23 protein-coding genes are annotated in these 22,853 nt (G+C 58.8%); 10 read left to right on the top strand and 13 right to left on the bottom strand.

Features of this window, described 5'->3' with window-relative positions; translation table 11 throughout:
- Positions 1–26 precede the first annotated feature (26 nt).
- Both ACR0CR_RS07960 and ACR0CR_RS07955 read left to right on the top strand, forming a co-directional pair.
- Complete coding sequence (locus ACR0CR_RS07960; RefSeq protein WP_480598049.1) at positions 27–968, top strand: nucleoside hydrolase; 942 nt, start codon at positions 27–29, stop codon at positions 966–968.
- On the top strand, positions 965–1,414 hold the full coding sequence (locus ACR0CR_RS07955; protein ID WP_480598048.1) for a GNAT family N-acetyltransferase: 450 nt from the start codon (positions 965–967) through the stop codon (positions 1,412–1,414). Before ACR0CR_RS07960 ends, ACR0CR_RS07955 begins: the two co-directional genes overlap by 4 nt.
- Here ACR0CR_RS07955 and ACR0CR_RS07950 read toward each other — a convergent pair.
- From ACR0CR_RS07950 to ACR0CR_RS07925, 6 genes are all read right to left on the bottom strand, one after another.
- On the bottom strand, positions 1,411–1,578 hold the full coding sequence (locus ACR0CR_RS07950; protein ID WP_480598046.1) for a hypothetical protein: 168 nt from the start codon (positions 1,576–1,578) through the stop codon (positions 1,411–1,413). The genes ACR0CR_RS07955 and ACR0CR_RS07950 overlap by 4 nt on opposite strands.
- Before the next feature lie 138 nt (positions 1,579–1,716).
- On the bottom strand, positions 1,717–2,031 hold the full coding sequence (locus ACR0CR_RS07945; RefSeq protein WP_480598045.1) for a hypothetical protein: 315 nt from the start codon (positions 2,029–2,031) through the stop codon (positions 1,717–1,719).
- Between the two features lie 139 nt (positions 2,032–2,170).
- Positions 2,171–3,448: a phosphopyruvate hydratase gene (gene eno / locus ACR0CR_RS07940; RefSeq protein WP_480598044.1), complete on the bottom strand. Its 1,278-nt coding sequence runs from the start codon at positions 3,446–3,448 to the stop codon at positions 2,171–2,173.
- A 124-nt stretch (positions 3,449–3,572) separates the two neighbouring features.
- A complete protein-coding gene (locus tag ACR0CR_RS07935) occupies positions 3,573–4,454 on the bottom strand; it encodes a DMT family transporter (RefSeq protein ID WP_480598043.1) in 882 nt (293 codons plus the stop codon).
- Positions 4,455–4,591: 137 nt separating this feature from the next.
- Positions 4,592–5,005 carry a Fur family transcriptional regulator gene (locus ACR0CR_RS07930; protein WP_170653810.1) on the bottom strand — a complete coding sequence of 138 codons (414 nt, stop codon included), beginning with the start codon at positions 5,003–5,005 and terminating at the stop codon, positions 4,592–4,594.
- Between the two features lie 73 nt (positions 5,006–5,078).
- Positions 5,079–5,783: an endonuclease/exonuclease/phosphatase family protein gene (locus tag ACR0CR_RS07925; protein ID WP_480598042.1), complete on the bottom strand. Its 705-nt coding sequence runs from the start codon at positions 5,781–5,783 to the stop codon at positions 5,079–5,081.
- Positions 5,784–6,053: 270 nt separating this feature from the next.
- Between ACR0CR_RS07925 and ACR0CR_RS07920 the strand changes: the two genes are divergently transcribed.
- On the top strand, positions 6,054–6,941 hold the full coding sequence (locus tag ACR0CR_RS07920; RefSeq protein ID WP_480598041.1) for a DMT family transporter: 888 nt from the start codon (positions 6,054–6,056) through the stop codon (positions 6,939–6,941).
- Positions 6,942–6,950: 9 nt separating this feature from the next.
- Here ACR0CR_RS07920 and ACR0CR_RS07915 read toward each other — a convergent pair whose 3' ends face one another.
- Entirely contained in the window at positions 6,951–8,369 is a 1,419-nt protein-coding gene (locus ACR0CR_RS07915) for a protein adenylyltransferase SelO (protein ID WP_480598040.1), read from the bottom strand.
- Positions 8,370–8,454: 85 nt separating this feature from the next.
- Between ACR0CR_RS07915 and ACR0CR_RS07910 the strand changes: the two genes are divergently transcribed.
- Together ACR0CR_RS07910 and ACR0CR_RS07905 are read left to right on the top strand one after the other, a co-directional pair.
- Positions 8,455–8,874, top strand: a complete 420-nt coding sequence (locus ACR0CR_RS07910; RefSeq protein WP_480598039.1) for a cupin domain-containing protein — start codon at positions 8,455–8,457, stop codon at positions 8,872–8,874.
- A 1-nt stretch (position 8,875) separates the two neighbouring features.
- Positions 8,876–9,766 carry a fatty acid desaturase gene (locus ACR0CR_RS07905; protein WP_480598038.1) on the top strand — a complete coding sequence of 297 codons (891 nt, stop codon included), beginning with the start codon at positions 8,876–8,878 and terminating at the stop codon, positions 9,764–9,766.
- A gap of 66 nt (positions 9,767–9,832) precedes the next feature.
- Here the strand turns inward: ACR0CR_RS07905 and ACR0CR_RS07900 are convergent, their stop codons facing one another.
- Entirely contained in the window at positions 9,833–10,960 is a 1,128-nt protein-coding gene (locus ACR0CR_RS07900; RefSeq protein WP_480598037.1) for an anhydro-N-acetylmuramic acid kinase, read from the bottom strand.
- 276 nt (positions 10,961–11,236) lie between these two features.
- On the opposite strand from ACR0CR_RS07900, the gene ACR0CR_RS07895 reads away from it, so the two are divergent.
- Both ACR0CR_RS07895 and tyrS read left to right on the top strand, forming a co-directional pair.
- The gene (locus ACR0CR_RS07895) at positions 11,237–12,541 is read left to right on the top strand and encodes an MFS transporter (RefSeq protein ID WP_480598036.1); all 1,305 of its coding nucleotides are present in this window, start codon (positions 11,237–11,239) and stop codon (positions 12,539–12,541) included.
- A gap of 94 nt (positions 12,542–12,635) precedes the next feature.
- Positions 12,636–13,880, top strand: coding sequence for a tyrosine--tRNA ligase (tyrS, locus tag ACR0CR_RS07890; protein ID WP_480598035.1), 1,245 nt, complete (start codon positions 12,636–12,638; stop codon positions 13,878–13,880).
- A gap of 159 nt (positions 13,881–14,039) precedes the next feature.
- On the opposite strand, the gene ACR0CR_RS07885 is transcribed toward tyrS, so the two are convergent.
- Complete coding sequence (locus tag ACR0CR_RS07885; protein ID WP_480598034.1) at positions 14,040–14,720, bottom strand: hypothetical protein; 681 nt, start codon at positions 14,718–14,720, stop codon at positions 14,040–14,042.
- A 178-nt stretch (positions 14,721–14,898) separates the two neighbouring features.
- Between ACR0CR_RS07885 and ACR0CR_RS07880 the strand changes: the two genes are divergently transcribed.
- Positions 14,899–16,449, top strand: coding sequence for a trimethylamine methyltransferase family protein (locus tag ACR0CR_RS07880; RefSeq protein ID WP_480598033.1), 1,551 nt, complete (start codon positions 14,899–14,901; stop codon positions 16,447–16,449).
- A 16-nt stretch (positions 16,450–16,465) separates the two neighbouring features.
- Here the strand turns inward: ACR0CR_RS07880 and ACR0CR_RS07875 are convergent, their stop codons facing one another.
- Genes ACR0CR_RS07875 through ACR0CR_RS07860 form a run of 4 tightly spaced genes read right to left on the bottom strand, consistent with a single transcriptional unit; the run spans position 16,466 to position 20,939 of the window.
- Positions 16,466–17,806 (bottom strand): NAD(P)/FAD-dependent oxidoreductase, encoded by a 1,341-nt coding sequence (locus ACR0CR_RS07875; protein ID WP_480598032.1) that lies wholly within the window; start codon positions 17,804–17,806, stop codon positions 16,466–16,468.
- Entirely contained in the window at positions 17,803–19,299 is a 1,497-nt protein-coding gene (locus tag ACR0CR_RS07870) for an aldehyde dehydrogenase (RefSeq protein WP_480598031.1), read from the bottom strand. The genes ACR0CR_RS07875 and ACR0CR_RS07870 overlap by 4 nt, the downstream gene beginning before the upstream one ends.
- 4 nt (positions 19,300–19,303) lie before the next feature.
- Positions 19,304–20,221 (bottom strand): dihydrodipicolinate synthase family protein, encoded by a 918-nt coding sequence (locus ACR0CR_RS07865; RefSeq protein WP_480598030.1) that lies wholly within the window; start codon positions 20,219–20,221, stop codon positions 19,304–19,306.
- 7 nt (positions 20,222–20,228) lie between these two features.
- Positions 20,229–20,939 (bottom strand): GntR family transcriptional regulator, encoded by a 711-nt coding sequence (locus tag ACR0CR_RS07860; RefSeq protein WP_480598029.1) that lies wholly within the window; start codon positions 20,937–20,939, stop codon positions 20,229–20,231.
- A gap of 130 nt (positions 20,940–21,069) precedes the next feature.
- Between ACR0CR_RS07860 and ACR0CR_RS07855 the strand changes: the two genes are divergently transcribed.
- Positions 21,070–22,020, top strand: coding sequence for a GlxA family transcriptional regulator (locus ACR0CR_RS07855; protein WP_480598028.1), 951 nt, complete (start codon positions 21,070–21,072; stop codon positions 22,018–22,020).
- Positions 22,021–22,095: 75 nt separating this feature from the next.
- A complete protein-coding gene (locus tag ACR0CR_RS07850) occupies positions 22,096–22,851 on the top strand; it encodes a 3-hydroxyacyl-CoA dehydrogenase (RefSeq protein ID WP_480598026.1) in 756 nt (251 codons plus the stop codon).
- Positions 22,852–22,853: the final 2 nt, after the last annotated feature.

The following is a 22,853-nucleotide window of genomic DNA, read 5'->3' as shown; positions in this document are numbered from 1 at the left end:
GACCCTCAAGACCCCCGGAGAAGACCATGCCCCCTCGTAAAATTATCATCGACACGGACCCAGGTCAGGACGACGCTGTCGCGATCCTGCTGGCGTTTGCCAGCCCTGACGAGATTGAGGTTCTGGGCATCACCGCAGTCGCTGGAAACGTACCTCTGGAACTGACTGCCAAGAACGCCCGCATTGTGTGCGAGCTGGCCGGACATACGGATGTCCCAGTCTATGCCGGATGTGATCGCCCATTGAATCGCCCCCTGGTCACCGCCGAACACGTTCACGGCAAAACCGGACTGGACGGACCGGTGCTTCCGGAACCCGAAATGCCACTGTCCAAGGGTCACGGTGTCGATTTCATCATCGATACACTGCGTTCGCATGAGCCGGGCACCGTCACACTCTGCCCTTTGGGACCACTGACCAATATCGCAACTGCGTTTCAGAAGGCTCCGGATATCGTCGACCGGGTTCAGGAAATCGTGCTGATGGGCGGGGCGTATTTCGAGGTTGGCAACATCACCCCTGCGGCTGAATTCAACATTTATGTCGACCCTGAAGCCGCTGATATCGTATTCAAATCCGGCATTCACATCGTGGTCATGCCGCTGGATGTCACCCACGACGCGCTGGTTACACCTCATCGCAATGATGCATTCCGCGCTTTGAACAGCAAAGTCGGTCACGCCGTTGCCGAGATGACCGATTTCTTCGAACGTTTCGACAAGGAAAAATATGGATCGGAAGGCGCGCCGCTGCACGACCCATGCGTGACCGCATACCTGATCCAGCCAGAACTGTTCTCGGGTCGGCACATCAATGTCGAGATCGAAACCCAGTCCGAACTGACGCTAGGCATGACTGTCGCCGATTGGTGGCGGGTCACGGATCGCGCACCCAATGCCATGTTCATGGGCGACGTGGACGCCAATGGGTTCTTCAACCTTCTCACCGAACGATTGGCCCGGCTATGAGCGCCGCACTCCGCCTGGCCCGCCCCGAGGATATGGACCGCCTGATGGCGCTGGTCGCAGCGTTTCATTCGGAAGAAGGGATATCGCAGGAAGACGACCAACGCCGGAACGCGATTGCACCGTTGCTGGAGGGTATTCCCCACGGATGCGTCTATCTGATAGGCCCGGGGCGCGCGCCGCTGGGCTATATCATACTGACTTTTGGCTGGTCGATTGAGTTTGGCGGAATGGACGCGTTTGTCGACGAAATCTATGTCCGCCCCGCTGTCCGAGGCCGCGGCATCGCGACCGAAGTTCTGCACGATCTACCCAAAGCACTGGCCGGGGCGGGCCTAACCGCCCTTCATCTGGAAGTGGACAGAACCAACGAGGCCGCGCAAAAGCTGTATCTTCGATCAGGTTTCAGGTTGCGCGACCGCTATTCTTTGATGAGCAAAACGCTCTAGCGGGATTCTCCGCGGAAAATCAGGTTCGGGTTGTACATTTCCTTCACCGGGTCGTCCTGAGAGACTTCCATCCCGGTGATCGGGTAGGTGCCAGGCTCGGAACACGCGGCCAGAAAGCCAGCGGAAAGCACTGAAATCACGAGAAGGAATCTTGAAGCAGACATCACGTTCTCCTTTCTGCTATGCCTGCAGAATACGGGTGACGTGGTGCGCCTTGTAGGAACAAGTTCACACATAATTCAACTTTTGTTAGCCGACGTGAGGCATATTGAGTGCAAATGCGCGATAAACCAAAGAAATCGTTAGCAATTCACCCGCATGGTGCGGTCCATCTTTCCGAACTGTTTTTTGACTCTTTTCGGGTTTGGAAGTTGATTCAGTCGGTCAGTGACGTTTTCACCGGTGTACCACGACTCAAAAAGCAGCGCCTTGATGTCGTCGTCCAGCACCGTGTCTGCCACGTTATACGTGCACAAACATTCCTCCATCGTGATCTGTCCGCTGGGGTCTCCTTCGACCATCTTCTGACATATGGCGTCGGGTGCCCTGTCAGCAACAGCGATCTGCGGTAGAACAATCAGCGCCGCTGAAGCGAAAAAATATTTGTACGTAATCATCAAGAACTCCGCCAATTTTCGGGCAGGGAAATCGGAACCCGACCCGTGATTCCACGGCCAGCTTAGACGGTTTGGCACATACGCAAAGAAAAAAGGTCCCGAGCTTGCGACCGGGACCTTGCGACACTGTTGATGCGGGTCAGCGTTTGAGGATCGACGCGCCCGCGTATTCCGCGACCTCTCCCAGCGCTTCTTCGATACGGATCAGTTGGTTGTACTTGGCCAACCGGTCCGACCGCGCCAATGATCCGGTTTTGATTTGTCCGCAGTTGGTTGCGACAGCCAGATCGGCAATCGTCGCATCCTCGGTTTCACCCGAGCGGTGCGACATCACGTTGGTATAACCTGCACGGTGCGCCATATCGACGGCGCGCAGGGTTTCGGTCAACGATCCGATCTGGTTGACTTTCACCAGCATCGAATTCGCGCATCCACGGTCGATCCCTTCGGCCAGGCGTTCAGGGTTGGTCACAAACAAGTCATCACCGACCAGTTGGACCTCGGCGCCGATTGCGTCCGTCAGGGCTTTCCAGCCGTCCCAATCATCTTCGGACATGCCGTCTTCGATTGAGATGATCGGGTAGTCGTTGACCAGAGCGGCCAGATAAGCCGCGTTTTCTTCGGACGACAGGGTCGTGCCCTCGCCCGCCAGAACGTATTTACCGTCTTTGTAATATTCGGTCGCTGCGCAGTCCAAAGCCAGATGGATTTCCTCACCCGGCTTGTAGCCCGCCTTTTCGATGGATTTCAGGATGAAATCCAAAGCTTCGCGGGTGCTGGCGATGTTCGGGGCAAAACCACCTTCGTCGCCCACACCGGTGGCCAGACCCGCCGCCGACAGTTCTTTCTTCAGCGTGTGGAATACCTCGGACCCCATACGCACCGCCTCGCGGATATTGCGGGCCGAAGTCGGCATGATCATGAATTCCTGAATGTCGATAGGGTTATCGGCGTGTTCCCCACCGTTGATGATGTTCATCATCGGAACCGGCAGAACCCGCGCCGACGTGCCACCAACATAGCGAAACAGGGGCTGCGTGGTGAAATCTGCGGCCGCCTTTGCGGTCGCCAACGAGACGCCCAAAATGGCGTTTGCGCCCAGACGGCCCTTGTTCTCGGTCCCGTCGAGTTCGATCATAGCCTGATCGATGGCGACCTGCTCGGTCGCATCAAAGCCCACAAGTTCCTCGGCGATCTCTCCGTTTACGGCGGCGACCGCCTCGAGAACGCCCTTGCCCAAGTAACGGGACTTGTCACCGTCGCGCTTTTCGACAGCCTCATAAGCGCCGGTTGACGCCCCCGACGGTACAGCGGCGCGGCCCATGGTGCCGTCTTCCAGAATCACGTCCACTTCGACGGTCGGGTTGCCCCGGCTGTCCAGAATCTCGCGTGCGTGGATGTCGATGATGGTGCTCATGAGGCCCGTCCCTGTGGCTGCGTTCCGTTGCAGGCGTCATAGCAGCACGGCACGAAAAGTAAACCGCCCATGTTACCGCTAACGCAGGTGTCGGTAAGTGTTTGCGCAAACCTGCGACGATCCGTCAGGCGGCGACCAGCAGTTCGCGTGCAAGACGGCGTTCGCGCAGGAATGTGTACAGACCCGAACCGATGATCAATGTGGCCCCAGCCATCGTCACCACGTCGGGCTGTTCGCCAAACATCAACATGCCTGCAGCCATTGAAAAGATCAGCCGTGTATAGCGAAAGGGTGTCAGCGCAGAGGCGTCCCCGATCCGCATTGCGGTGACGATACCGTAATATCCCAGAACGCCGAACCCGACCGCACCAAGGAACGGTCCGACTTCCGTTGCACCAAACGGCACGACCGGCTGGGCAAAAAAGACAATCAGCACCAGCCCGCCCAGAGTGACCGCAATATAGGCCTGCAACGCGACCACAGCCGATGCAACCCGCGCGTCCAGACGGCGGGTGATCAAGTCGCGGGCGGCAATAGCGATGACGCTCGCCACGACAAACAGAGTTTCCGGCTGGAACCCTTCTAGGCCGGGGCGGATGATCATAAGAACACCGGCGAATCCCACACCAATGGCGCTCCACCTCCGCCAACCGACATGTTCACCCAGAAACAACGCCGCACCCATGGTCACCGCCAGCGGAAGCGCCTGAAAGACCGCGGCAACGGTGGACAGCTCAACCAAGGCAAGCGCCGTCACAAAGGTCACTGCCCCGACGCCCTCACTGGCGGCTCGGATCAACGGCAGGGGTTGCCACGCCGCCGCATCGAAGATCGGTTTGCGCGTGACAACGGCCATGGCGGCGAAAATCAATCCGCAAACCAGGCCCAGCAACACCATGATCTGTCCGGTCGGCACGACGACCGAAAGACGCTTGATGAACATATCCTCAAGCGCAAAGGCCGCCATAGCGCCAACGACCAGTAAAATACCGTTCACGTTGTTCATTTTCTTGTCCGCGGAGTTCTGCGGCCTCAATTGCCGCTATTGCTTTCACCAAAAGCCGAAGCCGGACGATCTGGCAAGCGTTATCCACGCCGGATTCATGATATCCCGTGCGCAGATCGTTCGCATTTCGTGATGGTTCAGTCCTGCTCGAGCGGGACGCCGTAAAGTTCCAGCCGGTGGCCTTTGAGCTTATACCCCAGCTTGGCCGCGATTTTTTCCTGCAGCGCCTCGATTTCAGGATCGACGAATTCGATCACTTTGCCGGATTGCATGTCGATCAGGTGATCGTGGTGGTCACGCTCAGCATCCTCGTATCGCGCGCGGCCATCGCCGAATTCCAGACGCTCCAGAATGCCCGCTTCCTCGAACAGCTTCACCGTTCGGTAGACCGTTGCGATAGAAATTCCCGAATCGACCTGCGAGGCCCGCGTATACAATTCCTCGACATCGGGGTGATCTTCGCTTTGCTGCAAAACCTGCGCGATCGTGCGGCGCTGGCCCGTCATGCGAAGACCCTTGGCTTCGCAACGAGAGATGATCGTATCGGACATTTTGACCCCAAGAACATATTCGGGCTTCTGTCTTAAACTGTCTGCGCGGCTGGCGCCACAGGCGATTTGCGCGTTACGCCGCGCGCCTTAGGTCGGCCCAGATCGGCAAATGGTCCGACGCGATATGCGCCGGGCGGTCTCCTTGCACGCCATGCGCCAGTGCCTCGACCCCCTGCCCCAGCGCAATCCGGTCCAGCGCGCCCAGCGGCTGCGCGGCCGGAAAGCTTGGTATCGGAGGCAGAAAGCGCATATCAGGTGCCAGATGATCCAACACGGGCTGGCGAGACCATTCATTGAAATCCCCGGCCCAGACTGTGGACATTTGGTCCAATTCAGCAGCACACCGCAGGATATGAATAATCTGCAATCGCCGAGAGGCCGGCAAAAGACCAAGGTGCATGCCCATGACCCGCAATGGGCCGATCCGGGTGTCGAACTCGGCCCTAACCGCGCCGCGGGGTTCCAGACCTGGCAAATCGTGGTGCGCCGTTTGCCGCAGCGAGACCGCGTCGCCGCGATAGATCACCGCGTTGCCGTGCCATCCCAAACTGCCTGCCCCACCTAGATCGGCCACCTGCCATCCGGCTTCGTCCAGCATGAAATGAGGCAACGCAGCAGGTCGCGGTGGTAACCGTTTGTCGGCCTCCTGCAACACAACAATATCCGCCTTCATGCTTTCGATGACCTGAAGGATTCGCTGTGGTTGGCGGCGGAAATCGAGACCGACACACTTCTGGATATTATAGCTGGCGATGCGCAGAGACGCGAAGGGTTCCATAGTGCTCCGATCCGTGACGTAGGGACCAAATTGCCATGCAGAACCGCGGCTGCAACCCCTTGGACAAGGCGGCACGGAACAAATCTCAGGATTCTATCGTTTTGCCACAGTTTGCTCGGGTATTGTGCGATCTCAGGCGGGGTTCACCGACAAAGAAGGTTCTACTTGATCGGCGGCCTTTACAGGTTCAGTTTCCGCAAAACACACACCCCGGGCGGACCGATTCCATTGACATCAAGCGCCGCGATCTGGGCAGTTTTCGGAGACCCCATGGCATTGAACGAAGCCCATGCCGACAGAACCACAGTTGCAAGCCTGACGCTGATTGTTGGTGGCATGATGTGGGGCCTGTATTGGATTCCCGTCCGGTTCTTTCTCGACATCGGTCTGACAGGCCCTTGGCCCGGGCTGGCCATGTACAGCGTTGCACTGGTTGCGTTGGTCCCGCTGATCTGGCGAGAACGCCATGCCCTGACGCGACACTGGAGAAACCTGTTGTTCAGTGGCATGTTCACCGGTGCGGCGTTCAGCCTGTATTCGATCAGCCTTGTTTACACCGAAGTCGTGCGTTCGATCCTTCTGTTCTATCTCACTCCGATCTGGGGCACGGTCTTGGGCGTGATCTTTCTGGGCGAGCGCCTAAGCTGGCAGCGGTGCGCAGGGTTGGCTTGCGGGCTCGGAGGGTTATTGGTTGTTCTCGGCGACACGGGTTTTGTCCCTTGGCCCCAGAACGTCGGAGACTGGCTGGCCCTGGCCTCGGGCATGTGCTGGGCGCTTGGCACGCTGGGCCTGTATAAAACCAGCAGCATATCTGTATCCGGGCAAGTCTTCGCCTTCGTCTCCGGGGCACTGATCCTGTCGCTGTTCAGCCTTCTGTTTCTTGGCGGGTCAGCTCTGCCGTCAATCGCACCGGGTGATCAGGTCCGGGTTTTGCAACTCGTCCTTTTGTCGGCGCTCTACACACTACCGATGATCTACATGACGATCTGGCCAGCCACTTTGCTGTCGCCTGGACGCGTTGGTTTGCTGCTGATGAGCGAAGTGGTCGTCGGGCTTGCGTCCGCCGCCGCCCTGTCAGGTGAACCATTTGGCCTGCGCGAGTTGTTCGGCGCAATCCTGATCGTCAGCGCGGCCGTGCTGGAGATCATTCGGAAATAGCCCAAGCGATCAGGTCCCACAAAAGGTCGCGTGAACCACTTCGTTCTCGGCAGGAGGGCGCATGAGGTCAACCGCATCAGGCTGGTCTTCGTATGGCTTCGCCAGCACCGAATTCAGCCGATCAAACGACGCATAGTCGCCCTGAACCGCCGCCTGAATCATCTGTTCGATCCGATGGTTGCGGGGGATGAACGCCGGGTTGGCCGCCGCCATAATAGATGACGGATCGGCTTCGCGTTCCAGCCGTGACTGCCAACCTTTGGCCCATTGGTCAAAGGCCTCAGGGTCGGTGAACTGGTCCCGCGCCTGATCGCCGCCCAGCGCCCGGAAGGTGTTCGTGAAATCCGCCTGGTTCTGCGCCATTCGCGTCAGGAGATCCGAAATCAAGTCCAGATCACCGTCCTCAGCAGTCGCCAGACCCACCTTGGCCCGAAAGGTGCTTAACCAGTTCTGCTGCAACAGATCGGGCATGGCGTGCACAATCTCGGTGGCCTCAGCAACGGCTTCGTCCTTATCCTCCATCTGCTGAATCAGAGCTGTGGCCAATTGGGCAATGTTCCACACAGCAATCTCAGGCTGGTTGGCATAGGCATAACGCCCCATGCGATCAATCGAGCTGTACACTGTATTCGGGTGATAGCTGTCCATAAACGCGCAAGGTCCATAATCGATCGTTTCACCCGCGATAGAGCAATTGTCGGTGTTCATCACACCGTGGATAAAGCCAACGCCCATCCAGGCCGCAATCAGCTTGGATTGCGCCTCAACAACCGCGCGCAACAGGCCCATCGGTCCAACCGCTTCGGGGTAGTGGCGCTGAATGGCATACTCCGTCAGACGGCGCAGGCTGTCCAATTGTCCGCGCGCGGCAAACACCTGAAACGTGCCGACACGCAGATGGCTTTGCGCGACGCGTGTCAAGACCGCCCCCGGCATCGGGCCTTCGCGCAAAACGACTTCACCGGTTTCGACTGCCGCCAATGCGCGTGTGGTCGGGATGCCCAGCGCATGCATCGCCTCGGACACAACGTATTCGCGCAGAACCGGCCCCAACCAAGCCCGCCCGTCACCCTGCCGCGAAAACGGAGTTGGCCCTGACCCTTTCAATTGGATATCGCGGCGAACGCCATCCATGCCGACTGTCTCACCCAACAGGACCGCGCGGCCGTCACCCAGTTGAGGGTTATACGTGCCGAACTGATGCCCTGAATAGAGCTGTGCAATTGGCTCGGCCCCTTTGGGCAAAGCGTTTCCGGCAAACGCATCCGCCATCTCGCGCACGTCGCCCGGGGTCACGCGCAATACACGCGCGAGATCGGTGTTGAATGCAATCAGCTGCGGCGACCGCACAGGCACAGGCGCCTGCCGCGCATAAAAGCTGTTGGGAAGGCGGGCATAGCTGTTGTCAAAAGGGATCGTCAGGGTCATGTGGCAAACATATGGTGCCCGTGCACGAATACCATAGCGGATCATACGAGCGCATGCATAATTGACCCCGAGACATGAGGGCAAAATGACCGCACAAGAAATCATCGACCATCTGGGCCTGCAACGCCACCCCGAAGGCGGCTGGTTCCGCGAAACCTGGCGCGCCGATAACGCAGGCCGCGCCACGGGCACCTGCATCTACTTCCTGCTGCAAGCCGATGAGCGCAGTCATTGGCATCGCGTCGACGCGACCGAGATTTGGCTCTATCACGCCGGAGCACCCCTTGTTTTGTCGATCAGCGCACATGACGAGGGCCCGGCAAGCGATTATCTCCTGACCCCTGATCTGACCAAAGGCGCACCGCAACACATAGTGCCCAAGGGTCACTGGCAAGCCGCCAAATCAACGGGCGACTACACACTGGTCAGTTGCACTGTCTCACCGGGATTCGAATTCGCGGGCTTTGAACTTGCACAGCCCGGTTTTGACATTCCGCAGAGGTAATATGGACCACCGCGCGCTTGTCTCCTCTCTCCCTCCGGACGTGAAAGACCGATTGCAGCGACGGTCGGATCGCGCAGGTCTGCGGAACTTGTCTTACTACCTTCTCGGCCTCGGCATCTGCACGACCTGCATCGTTCTGCAAATCCCGCTCTGGCCTGCGCTGATATTACCCCAAGGGGTCCTGTTGGTCTTTCTGTTCACCCTCAGCCACGAATGCACCCACAAAACGCCGTTTCGCAGCGGTTGGTTGAACGACATCGTAGGGCATCTTGTATCCATACCAATCGCGCTTCCCTTTACGTGGTTTCGCTACTTCCACATGGCTCATCACAAATGGACCAACCACCCAGACAATGACCCCGAGTTGGGCGGCAAGCCCAGACCGGACAATTGGGTAAGCCTCCTGATCTACCTCAGCGGTTGGCCTTACTGGTCCGGGATGGCAGCGGTTCTGGTCAAAAACGCATGCGGCAACTTCGAAGCCCCCTACCTTCCTCCGCGCCAGCACCGCAGCATGCAACTCGAGGCGCTGGCCCTACTCGCGCTTTACACTGTCTGCGCAGCAAGCCTGTTCTTCTCACCAGTGCTGTTTTGGGCCTGGCTGCTACCCGTCATCCTCGGACAACCATCCTTACGCCTCTACCTTTTGGCAGAACATGGGCTATGCCCGCCCGTTGCCAACATGCTTGAGAATTCCCGCACAACCTTCACCAATCGTATGATCCGATTTCTGGCCTGGAATATGCCCTACCACGCGGAACACCACGCCTTCCCGAACGTACCGTTTCACCAGCTTCCAACGCTTCACCACTGGACCCGCGCGCATCTGAAATCCACATCCCAAGGCTATTCCGAGTTCTCCGTCGAGTACGCCCAAAGCCTCAATTCCTAGGATCCGCCCTTCATCTGGCCAAAAATATCCCGGGGGAGTCGCCCATGGCGACGGGGGCAGAGCCCCCTACCCGCTGGCCACAGCACCACGCGTCGGGGTTGAAACAATTCCGCCACCCACCAGAGCCCGAACACCGGTTGTGCCGGGACAGGACGTCGGCATACCCCGCGCGACCCGCACGGCGAGATAGGCAAAGGCCTGCGCTTCGAGCATGTCCCCATCCAGACCGACGGCCTCAACCGGTTCCACCGGGCAATCCAGCGAGACACGTAGCATCTCCATAAGCACCGGGTTGCGACGCCCACCGCCGGTGACCAGCACGCGCGCGGGTTGCTTGGGACAATGCTCCATGCCCTGCAAAACGCCAGCTGCGCACATTGCAGTCAGTGTCGCGACCGCATCCGGGTCGCTCAGTTCTTTGACCAGCCCGATCATTTCCGCAAAATCATTGCGATCCAAAGACTTCGGGGGCATCCGAGCAAAAAAGGGCTCAGCCAGAAACAGCTCCAACGCGCCGGTTTCCACCGTACCTTCACGGGCCAGAGCACCATCTTTGTCCATTGGCAGCCCAAGTCGCGCCTGCATCAAATCGTCAACGGGTGCATTTGCCGGACCAGTATCAAAGGCCAGAACGGCCCCCTCAACCTCTGGCCCATCAAAGCTGGGATCGACGTATGTCAGGTTCCCGACGCCCCCAAGGTTCAGAAAGCAAAGCGGCTCTGCGGCCCCAATCCACTTGGCGCAAGCAAAATGAAAGAATGGCGCAAGCGGCGCACCCTCGCCACCCAGTGCGACGTCGTCACTGCGAAAATCCCAGACCACCGGCAGGCCCAACGCCTGCGAAAGCCCAAGCCCGTCGCCAACTTGCAAGGTCCCCTGACCCCTCGGATCATGCGCAAGCGTCTGACCGTGAAACCCGATCAGATCAACATCTTCAAAGCTCGACAGAACTTCGGCATGGGCAAGTGTCACCAACTCTGCTGCCTGTTCGACCTGATCTCCCCGCCAGTGTCCCAATGCGCTGCGCAGCGTGACGCGTTCGGCTGCGGAATACGCGCGATAGCGCGTCTTTCCAAACCCAAATATTGCGCGACCGTCCGTCTCGACCACAGCCGCGTCCACACCATCCAGAGATGTTCCGGACATGGTCCCCAAAGCCCGTACAGCTTTTGCGTTTTTCAAGGTGCGTTTCACGCCTGTATCCCCTGCTCGACGCACCCCAAGCGGCTGTGACCTCAGCCCGCGATTCAACCCTGTGGTGCAACGCGAACACCCTGCCCGCAATCGCCGCCGCAAAGCAAGCCTCATCAAACAGTCACGTGTATCGCGCCGCCACACCGGCCAATAAATGGGCCAACAGCGGTCGCTGAACCGTTGCGGTGAAACGATATCTGCGCAAACATCTGGTGCAGACAGGACCGTCCGAAGCCCCCGATCCGGACAATGGAAATCAAAAAGGCGTTTGTGTGCATGACCGCTGACAACAAGAAACAGGCGCTCGAGAAAACCCAAGAACCGACCGATGCGCGCAACTATCAGCTTATTTTTTGGTCCGGTGCTCTGGCGACGATCGGAGGCCAACTTGTCAATCCCCGCTTAGTGCTGCCCTTTTTGTATCTCGCATTGGGTGCCCCCACGTTTATTGCCGGATTATTGTTGCCCTTCGTGACAGCGGCGCGGCTGATCGCCGAAATATTTGTCTCACCCTTTGTCAATCGCGCGACCCGCGCCAAACTGGCCGTCTATATTCCCAATATCCTGACCGCTGCCATTCTGGCCGTGGTTGCGCTGTTCGCCACAGAACTACCGCAACTTCTTGTGGTGTTGCTGTTTCTGACAACGGCCATCGTGATGGGCCTCTGCCAGGGCATAACCAGCCTTGGAACCAGTCAGATCTACGGCGCGTCAGTGCCGGATTCCAAACGCAACCGGATGGTATTTGCGCAGGCCACCATCTCGGGCATGCTGGCCATCGCAGTTGTTTGGGTGACACGCGACCTGTTAGCTTCGGACCAGCCGATGCAGCGGCATATCGTGGTCATGTGGTGCGGCGTTGTGGCCATGTTCGCCGCAGGGATCAGTTTCGCCGGAGTGCGAATTCTCGAAGATGAATTGTCTGCCCCACCCAAGCCTGTCAAAAAACCAAAGCCGCTGGCCGAGCTGAAAACGGGTTTTCGCACCGGCATGGCCTACACGTGGTATCGCAAGTTTCTGTTTGCCCGACTGGTCTTTATCTCGGTCGAACTCGCCATGCCGTTCTATACGATTCACGCGGCCACATACCACGTGGGAACAAAGCACTCGCTCAGCTATTTCGTGATCGCCGCGAGCGCAGGAATGGTGCTTGGTTCGTTGATATGGGGATGGCTGAGCGGTCGGATATCCGTCAAACCCGTGATGTGGTTGGGCTGCCTGATTTCGGCGGCCTCAGCGGTCTTTGCACTGAGCTTTACGCTGATGGGCCTGGCCCAAAACGTTTGGCTCTATGCCTTTGTGATCCTTCTATTGTCCTTGGGCGGCAATGGCGTGATTTATGGCCGCTATCTTTATGCCATCGAAATGACCAAGGAAAAGGAACGCCCCTACCTTGTAGCCCTTGGTGACGTAACCGCCGGGGTGGTGGGGATCGCCTTTGCTGCAGCTTTGGGAGCATTGGCGCATCTGCACGATCCTGTTACCCCGATATTCATCCTTGCGGCTTTGAATATTGCTGCGATGTTTGTCGCATTCCGACTGCCCGGCACCCCGGAATCAACGCGCAGCAACTCCGGCTGACACTCAGAAACGCCCGCAGACGAAAATGGCGTCTTTTCCTCGGTGAAACCGCCCCCTATACAGTGCCCCGCAACATAAACCCAAAGGGCACGACATGACCTACCACCCCAAATCGGATTTCATCGCCACGATGATCGAGCGCGGCTTTCTTGCCGACTGCACCGATTATCAGGGCCTTGATGAGGCGCTGATCAGTGGGGTGCAGACGGCTTATATCGGTTATGACGCGACGGCGCAGTCACTGCATGTGGGCCACCTGATGAATATCATGGTGCTGCGTTGGCTTCAGAAGACTGGGCACAAACCCATCACCCTGATGGGCGGCGGCACGACCAAGGTGGGCGACCCCTCGTTCCGGTCGGATGAACGCCCCCTGCTGGGCCCCGAACAGATCGACGCCAATATCGCCGGGATGCAGAAGGTCTTCGCCAAATACCTGTCCTATGACGACAGCCAGACCGGCGCGCTCATGCTGAACAATGCCGAGTGGCTCGACAGCCTGAATTACCTCGATTTCCTGCGCGACATTGGTCGGCATTTTTCGGTCAACCGAATGCTGTCGTTTGAATCCGTGAAATCCCGGCTGGATCGCGAGCAATCGCTGAGCTTTCTCGAATTCAACTACATGATCCTGCAGGCCTATGACTTCCTTGAGCTGAACCGGCGTTACGACTGCGTACTGCAGATGGGAGGCTCGGACCAGTGGGGCAACATCGTCAACGGGATCGACTTGACTCGTCGCGTGCTGGACCATGAAATTTACGGCCTGACCACGCCGCTGCTGACCACCAGCGATGGTCGCAAAATGGGCAAATCACAGGGTGGCGCAGTTTGGCTGAACGGCGACATGCTTTCGCCCTATGAGTTCTGGCAGTTCTGGCGCAACACAACCGATGCAGACGTTGGACGGTTCCTGAAAATCTTCACCGAGCTTCCGGTCGACGAATGCGACCGTTTGGCTGCATTGGCGGGGTCCGAGATCAATGAGGCCAAAATCCTATTGGCAAACGAGGTCACAACCCTGCTGCATGGGGCCGAAGCCGCCGCGACTGCGGAAGCCACCGCGCGGGAAGTGTTCGAAAAAGGTGGCATTGGTGGCGACCTACCCACCTTGACACTGACGGCAGATGAGTTGCCGATTTCCATCGTTCAGCTGATTGTCAAAACCGGCCTCGCCAAATCCGGCAAAGAGGCCAAGCGCCTGATCGCCGAAAACGGGGCCAAGTTGGACGACGCCCCATTGACCGATGCCGGGCTTATGGTCGACGCGGGTGCGCTGTCTTCGCCGATCAAACTGAGCGCAGGCAAAAAACGGCATGCGCTGGTGCAACTGGGGTAATCCCGCAACAGAACCATAAAGAAAACGGCCACCTTCGTGTAGGTGGCCGTTCTCGTTTCTGAGAATTATCGCTCGGCGGTCAGATCGTCTGGACGATTTGACCGACCCAAGGGTCATGTCAAACTCGTTCCAGTAATGCCTTAACAACCGACTTTGGCCTCAGTTCTTTTTGCCTTTGGAATTGGACCCTGATCCTGACCGCGCAGCTTCGGCTCGGGCACGGGCCTCGGCAACTTTGGCATTGGCTTTTTCCCTTGCTGCGTCCGCTCTGGCACGGGCTTCTGCGGCTCGGTCTGCGCCTTCTGCCGCTTCATCGGCATTTCCACCGGGTTTGCCGCCAGTGTCCCCACCGGGCTCACCACCTGGATCGCCGCCTTCTGGTCCACCATCAGGTCCACCATCGGGTTCACCGCCGTCTGGTCCACCATCGGGTTCACCTCCAGGCGCGCCAGCTTGCTGTCCTGCGGGCGCCCCCCCGGGTGCATCACCACCGGTTTCGTTGCCATCAGAACTACGGTCTTCGCCGCGGAACGCCGCCACAGGCGCACCGCTCGCGGTCGCAAAATCCGAAAGCAGAGCCGCAAGGCCAGGGCACTGCTCACCAGTCACACCCAGAACGGCCTCAAAATTCGACCCACGTTGCAGCCTTTGCAAAAAGCTCGGGGTCACCTGAGTACAATCACACAAGCCTGCATAATCTCCGGCTCTCATCAGATCCCGCGCCGTGCGCCGATCACATGTTTCCGGAGCGGCTGCAGCGCCACCCGTCATCATCACCCCCAACAAAGGAGCCGTCACCAGCGCACCCAGCCCGCGCTTCACATTCGTTAACATAACCATATCGGTACCTCCTGACAGTCAAACACCGCGATCCGTCAGGTTGTTCATTCACGAAACAGCGACCCAAACGAGAGCCGTTTCCCACGCCCCATCGCGTCGCATTTCGCGCCAGTATTTCGCATTCCTGCATGTGCCAGTGCCCGCTCCTCGGCCAGACTTACGGGGAAGGAGGCCGACAATGCCAAGAACCGCAACCGCGACCCGCGCCGGGGGACGCCATGCCCGCCGCGCCCTGCGCACCGCCCCGAATTTCGACATGTTGCCGGGCCTGACCCGAGGCATTCCCTTGTGCGAAGTTATGGACGGCGCACAAGTTGAGCGCATTGATGCGGCCTCGATGGACATCCTCGAGAATGTGGGCGTTCAGTTCCGCGACCCCATCGCGCTGGATGACTGGAAGAAGGTGGGTGCAAAGGTCATCGGTGAATTGGTCTATCTGGATCGCGGGTTGGTGCGAGAGCTGATTTCAACCATTCCCAGCGACTTTACCTACCACGCGCGCGATCCGAAAAAGAACGTGCGCCTCGGCGGGCGGCATTCGATCTTTGTGCCGATGACCGGCGCGCCTTTCCTGCGAGATCTGGACGATGTGCGCCGCAACCCGACGCTGGATGATCTGGCGATGTTCCACAAGCTCAGCCATATGATGCCCGCCCTGCATTCCTCGGCCCACCATATCGTGGAACCTTATGACCACCCCATTAGCCAGCGCCATTTGCGGATCACCTATTCGTCGATGAAGTATTCGGACAAGACGTTCATGGGTATGACCACTTCGCCCAAGAACGCCGAAGATGTCTTGGACATGTGTGCAATCCTGTTCGGCGACGATTACCTTGAGGACCACCCTGTAACCACCGGAAACTGCAACGGTAATTCGCCGCTGGTTTGGGACGAAACCATGCTTGGGGCGATGCGGGCTTTCTGTCGGCGCAACCAACCGGTGTTGTGCTCGCCCTTCGTGCTGGGCGGAGCGAACACGCCCGCTTCGGTTCCAGCCACGGTGGCTCAGCTGAACGCCGAGGCCCTGAGCGCGTTGGCCTATACGCAGGTCATTCGCAAAGGCGCACCAGCGATCTACGGCCACTACCTGTCGACTGTTTCGATGAAATCCGGCGCACCGATGGCTGGTACGCCCGAGATCAGCCTGATGAACTTCATGATCGGTCAGATGGCGCGGCACTACGACGTGCCGTGGCGCACCTCGAACACCTTGGGCGGAGCCAAGACCTTTGACGCTCAGGCCGGGTACGAATCCGCAACGACCTTGCAGGCGGTGATCCATGCCGGTGCCAACTATATCTGGCATTCGGCGGGGTGGAATGAGGCCGGGATGCACTGTTCAGTCGCCAAGTTCATCGTTGATGCCGAACAATGCGCGATGGCCTATCGCATGGCCGAAGGTCCCAAGTGGGATGACTTCGATCAGGCGGTCGCGGCCGTTCCGGATATCGGCCCCGGTGGTCACTACCTTGGCCATCCGCACACGCAGGACAACTTCCAACGCGCCTTCTTCATGCCAGAGATGTTTGACAACAACTCGATCGAGCAATGGGTGGCTGAAGGCGAGGTTGAGATCACTGAACGGGCCCTGAACCGCGCGCGCACGCTGCTGGCCGAGTATCAGGAACCGAAACTGGATGAAGCCAAGAACGAAGCGCTGCTGGACTATATCGCCCGTCGCGAGCGGGAAATCCCAGCTGCGGATGAGTTGAACCAGAGCTATTGAGGAACGGCGCGGCCGCTCACTCTTCTCGGGCGCGCCATTCCTTCCAACGCAGGACCGCATTTGCACCGATCTCGCGGAAGGGCTGCGGCGGCAAGCGTTTCGGAGCGTTTTCACCGTCAAAGTGGCGGGTGATTTCGGAACTATGCCCACACGCCCGTTCTGCCGCCGCAATTCCCGTCAGTGTCCCGCGCGCTGTCCCCAACCCGTTCTGAACGCACCCCGAATAGACACCCGATTCAATCTCGCGCGCGACCGCAACACCATTGAGGCTCAGGCACAAATGGCCAGCCCAACGGTATTCCATTTCCAAGCCCGCCAATTGCGGAAAACGCCGGTCGAACTTGCGCTGCATCACCCCAGACGCCCGCGCCAAATCGCGAGACTTGGCCACCATTCCCGGTCGCAATGCCGCGCAAGTGCGAGTAATGATCCGATTGCCGCCCTGCCCGGTATCAATCCGGCGCATCGTGGTGCCCATCGGATCAGACGGCGTAACGCCCCAACGCGACTGCCCGGCTAAGCGTTTCAGCTGATCAGCATCCAATTCCGGTGTCATGGCGGCAAACAAGAACAATTGCATAAGGCGATCGGTCTCAATCCCGAAACTTTCAAGATGCCCGTTGACCGTCAGGATTACCGCTCCGGTATCGACAGAGCCGCGTTCGGTCGCCACTCGCCAAGTGCCGCTTTGTTTCGAAAACCCGGTCACGGCAGAGTTCTCGAACAACGCCACGCCTTCGCCGACAAGCCCTGCCGCCAGCCCGCGCACATACCCTGCCGGTTGCAACATGACCGTTCCTGGTGTGTAGAGGCCTGATTGATAGTGGCCCGAACCGGTCAGCTCGCGCATCTGCTGCGGGTCGAGCACTTCGCTGGGTTCGCCCAGGCTGCTTAGGTGCTGCGCATAGCTTTCGTTGTGCGCTTGCCCCGTTGCGCTGGCCGCGCCGTTCACCTTGCCCGTTTGATCGAAATAGTTCGGATCGATTTGGTATTGCTCCACCGCCTCATGCGCGAATGCAATGGCCTGCCGATTCAGAGCGATCATTGCCCGGTCATCGCCCCCACCCGCATAATCGTCCGATGCGAGATCATGAGGGAGGTCGATCATAAAGCCTGAGTTTCGTCCGGCGGCACCTTCCGCTACTCGCCCGGCATCCAGAACAATAATTTTGGCTCCGGGTTGCAATTGGACCAAGCGCCTGGCCGCGGACAATCCGGCGAATCCGGCACCAACGATTGTAAAGTCGGCGGTGACGTTATCGTCCAATTCTTGTGCCGGGGGCTGAGCGCCCAGAATAGCGCTCCACGCAGCAGGTCCACGATGGACCGGCAGGGACCTCGCCGCGTAGGTGCTCAATCCACGGCCTCGTCCGAGTCATCGGCCAAATCAATCCAGATCGTCTTGAGCTGGGTGTACTGATCATGTGCGTGCATGGAATTGTCCCGTCCGCCAAAGCCCGATTGCTTGTAGCCGCCGAACGGCGTGGTGATGTCGCCTTCGCCAAAGCTATTAACCGTCACAGTACCTGCGCGGATCGCCCGAGCACCGCGAATGGCTCGTTTCGCGTTGGCAGTGAAGATCGAAGCACAGAGGCCATAATCAGTGTCATTGGCGATTTTTATCGCCTCATCGAACCCCGTGACTTCGATCACCGAAAGGACGGGCCCAAAGATCTCTTCCCGCGCCAGCGTCGCATCGTTGCTGGGGACTTCGACAACCGTGGCCTCGACAAACCCGTTCTTGGCGTTGCCGCCAAACACGACGTTCTCCGCCTGTTCCAGATACCCGCAAACTTTGTTGAAATGCCCGTCGCTGACCAATGCACCCAAGCGGGTTTCGGGGTCCAGAGGATCACCGACATTCCACTGCTTGGCGTGATGAGCAATGCGTTCCAGCAGGTCCGCTTTCACGTCCTTGTGCACGATCAGCCGGGATGTGGCCGAGCAATTCTCACCCATGTTCCAGAAGGCACCATTGACGATATGTGCGGCCACACGGTCGAGGTTTTCGGCATCGTCCATCACGATGGCGGGGTTCTTGCCGCCCATCTCAAGCACCACTTCTTTGGCGTTGCTTTCCGCCGAATAGGACAGGAAACGCTTGCCCGTGGCGGTCGAGCCGGTGAAGGACACCATGTCGATATCCATATGCCGACCAATGGGTTCACCCACTTCGGCCCCGCCGCCCGGAACAATATTCAGGACACCGCGCGGCACACCGGCCTCCATTGCCAGTTCGGCCAGCCGCAGCGCTGTCAGCGTGGTTTCCTCTGCCGGTTTCACCACCACCGAACAACCCGCCGCCAAGGCAGGCCCGATCTTCCAGGCCAGCATCAGCAAGGGGAAGTTCCAAGGCAACACCAGACCCACCACACCAATCGGCTCACGCACCACCATGGCGATGTGATCGTCGCTGGCAGGCGAGACCTGATCATAAATCTTGTCAATCGCCTCGGCGTGCCATTTGAGGCAATGGATCGTCTCAGGCACGTCCACCGTTTCGCAGTCATAGATGGTTTTGCCGCTGTCGATGCTCTCGATCACCGCCAACTCGTGGGCGTTGCGCGTCATCAGCTTGCACAGTCGGATCAGCACGTCCTTGCGCTCGGATGGGTGAAGCTTCGACCACCGGCCGTCATCAAATGCCTCGCGCGCCTTTTCGACAGCAAAGTCCACATCCGCCGCGCCGCAGGCGGCGATATCTGCCAGTTTCTCACCAGTTGCAGGGTTTACCGTTTCGAACGTCCGACCCGAGATCGCAGGGCGATAGCCGCCGTCGATGAAGGCCCCAGTAGGCAGGTCCAGCCCTGCGGCGATGGATGTGTATTCGTCCTGTGTCAGCAGTTCCATTGCCTTACCCTTCCGCCACGATGTCAGCGATTGTCTTTTTCAGCACCCGCGTCACCTGTTCCAGCGCGCGCTTGTCATCTTTATTGAGACCTTTCAACGGTGGCCGCATCCCCCCTGCATCAATCCCGTTCATGTTTACCCCATGCTTGATCGTCTGGATGAACTTGCCGCCCTGTTCCAGCACCCGCATCAATGGCATCATGGCCGACATGATCCGGCGGCCCTTGGCAAAATCCCCTTCGACCACGCAGGCCTGATACAGGGCTACATGCTCAGCAGGCAGAAAGTTCGATCCGCCGCAGACCCAAAACGGCGCGCCCCACGCGAAAAACTCCAGCGCTTGGTCATCCATGCCGCAGCCCATTTGAATGTGCGGGTAATCCCGCGCCAGAAGATGCACCCGATTGATATCGCCCGAGCTTTCCTTGATGCCGCAGAAATTCCGGCTGCGACCGACACGGTCAAGGAACTCCTCTCCCATCATCGTTCCGGTGCGGTGCGGATAGTTGTACAACATCACCGGCAGATCAGCGGCCTTGTCGATCGCCAACGCATTCAACGCATTCTCGCGGTCAGTCGGCACCGCATAAGGCGGACTGGCCAGCAAGATTGCATCCGCGCCGATCTTGCGCGCGCCTGTGGCCAGCGCAATCGAATCCACCGTCAGCATCGCGCCCGTCCCCACGACCAAGGGCAAACGGCCTTTCAGTTGCTCGTGCGTAAAGCGCGCCAGTGCGAGACGTTCCTCAACGGTCTGCGCATAGTTCTCACCGGTCGAACCACCGGAAATCAGCCCGTGCACCCCATTCTCGATCAGGTATGCGATCACCTTTGCCAGTGCGTCCCAATTCACACTGCCATCGGCGCTGTAAGGCGTGATGACCGGGGTATAGATCCCCTCAAATCTGAAAATCGGGTTCATTGGGTCCTCATGTGGATTTCGTGCCCGGTGCTTGCCCCAAAGGCAGGTCCAAGGACGGCGGCATCACAAAAAGTTCGATCTGGTCCCGAGACAAGGTCCAGTGGTCGTCGGCAAGCTGCGCAGCAGCCGCCTCATCGCCCGCCTCGATGGCGGCGATGATGGCGTCGTGCTGGCGGCTGGCTTCGGACAGGTTCTCGGTCATCTCTGCGGTTTTTGGGCGATAGAACGTCATCCCGATCCGCGCGTGATCGATCAGCAACCGATTGAAAGACGGCGACAAATAGACGTTCCCCGCCATCTCACCAGTCACCGCATGAAAACGGGTGTTGGCCAGTGTTCGGTCCTCGGCGGACCCTGTACGCAATGCCTCGCAAAAGGCTCGTTGTGCTTCCTTCAGTTGATCGACCTGCCCCGACGTTGCATTTGCGGCCGCCAGACGCAGAACCGCGCCATAGACCATCGGCGCAACCAAGAAGAAATCGCGCAGCGTCGTGTGCGACATCTCAGAGACGCGTGCCCCGCGATGGGTACGCAGGTCCAGATACCCCTCGCCCGCAAGTTGGCGAAACACCTCACGTAAGGGGGTGCGCGACAGCCCGAAAGCCTCGGACAACTGCGCCTCGTCCAGGTCCTCACCTGGTCTCAGGTGCAAGGTCAGAACCGACATCTTCAGATGTTCGGCCAGTTCCTCTTTCGGAGTTCCACCCCCATCCCTCATTTCTGCCCTCACGAATCTGTGGTTACGCCTTGCTACACGATAAAAATACATCTTGTATACAATTAGTTTTCGTGCAGCATACGCTAGTCTATCGATCCGGGGGATTTGCCCCAATGCACGGACCAGCAGTATGAGCCAGACCCAGCACTTTTCCTTCATTCTGGTCGAGGAGTTCTCTCACCTGGCGTTTTCCTGCGCGGTCGAGCCGCTGCGTATTGCCAATCTGGTCAGCGGTGAAGATCTGTACCGCTGGTCATTTGCCTCGGAAGACGGCGCACAGGCCGTGTGTTCGAATGGATCGGTGACCCTTGTCCACGGCGGCCTCGACGCATTGCCAAAATGCGATCATTTGTTTGTTTTGTCCGGTATCCACATGCGCAATCATGTCTCGCGCCCTTTGCTGGCCGCATTGCGCCGCGAACGGGCGCGTGGAACGTTGATCGGGGCGCTGTGTTCCGGGGCGTGGGTTCTTGCTCAAGCCGGGTTTCTGGACGAAATGCAAGCCGCGATCCATTGGGAATATCACGACGCGTTCATGGAGGCCTTCCCCGAAACAAATCTCGTCCGCAGCGTCTTCGTGGCCGACGAAAAGCACATGACGGCCTCGGGCGGTACGGCAACCGCGGATCTGATGCTGCATTTGATTGAGCGGGATCATGGTCATGACCTTTCAGTCGCTGTCGCCGATCAGATGGTCTACAACGCGGTGCGCAATGCCACGGCTGATCAGCGCGTCTCGTTGCAATCCAGAAACGGCATGCGGAACGCGCATTTGGCCAAGGCCATCCACATGATGACCGACAATATCCAAAGCCCGATATCGCCCTCGCTCATCGCAGAAGAGATCGGCATCTCCACCCGCCAATTGGAACGGTTGTTCGGTAAGTTCCTGAACACGTCGCCCAAAAAATACTTCATGGAACTCCGGCTGGAGCGGGCGCGCAACCTGCTATTGCAAACAGAATCTTCCGTCACCGAAGTCGCATTTGCCTGCGGCTTTGAAAGCGCCGGGCATTTCTCGCGAGTGTACCGCGCCACATATGGGATTACGCCGATGCAGCAGCGCAGCCGTTTGGATTGACTCTTTGACGGGCTAGACAGGCAAGCGGCGATCAGATTAAATGAACAAGTGTTCATATTGCCGGAGGCGCCAACAATGAAACTCTCCACCACAGCCGCAGTCATCACCGGCGGCGCGTCGGGCCTGGGTGAAGCGACCGCGCGATACTTCGCGGATCAAGGCGCGCAGGTCACCATTTTGGACCGGGACGCCGAACGCGGACCGCAGGTCGCCGCCGAAATCGGCGGTCACTTTGCGCAAACCGATGTAACGGACGAGGACTCGGTCGCCGCCGCCATCACACTGGCCATGGAAAAAATGGGCAAGATTACTGCAACCGTGAACTGCGCGGGCATTGCTTACGGCATCAAAACGGTCGGCAAGGAAGGCCCCCACCCTCTGGACGCATTCCAGCGCACGATTGACATCAATCTGGTCGGCACCTTCAACGTCTCGCGCCTTGCGGCTGCCGAGATGGCGCGCAATGAGCCTGAAACCGACGGCGCGCGCGGTGTGATCATCAACACGGCCTCGATCGCCGCGTTTGACGGGCAAAAGGGTCAATCCGCTTATGCGGCCTCAAAGGGCGGCGTGGTTGGAATGACCCTGCCAATGGCCCGCGATCTGGCCTCGACCGGTATTCGCGTCATGACCATCGCGCCGGGCATTTTCATGACCCCGATGTTGGCTGGGTTGCCCGAAGAGGTGCAGCAGCAACTCGCCGCCGACGTGCCTAACCCGACCCGCCTGGGGGATCCGCGCGAATATGGACGGCTGGCCGGGTTCATCGTCGAAATGGGTTACCTGAACGGAGAGGTCATTCGCATCGACGGTGCGCTGCGGATGCGTTAAGC

The sequence above is a fragment of the Ruegeria sp. AM2 genome, from assembly GCF_056540685.1.
The sequence above is the reverse complement of the archived record's forward strand: the minus strand, read 5'-3'. Positions and strand labels throughout refer to the sequence as shown.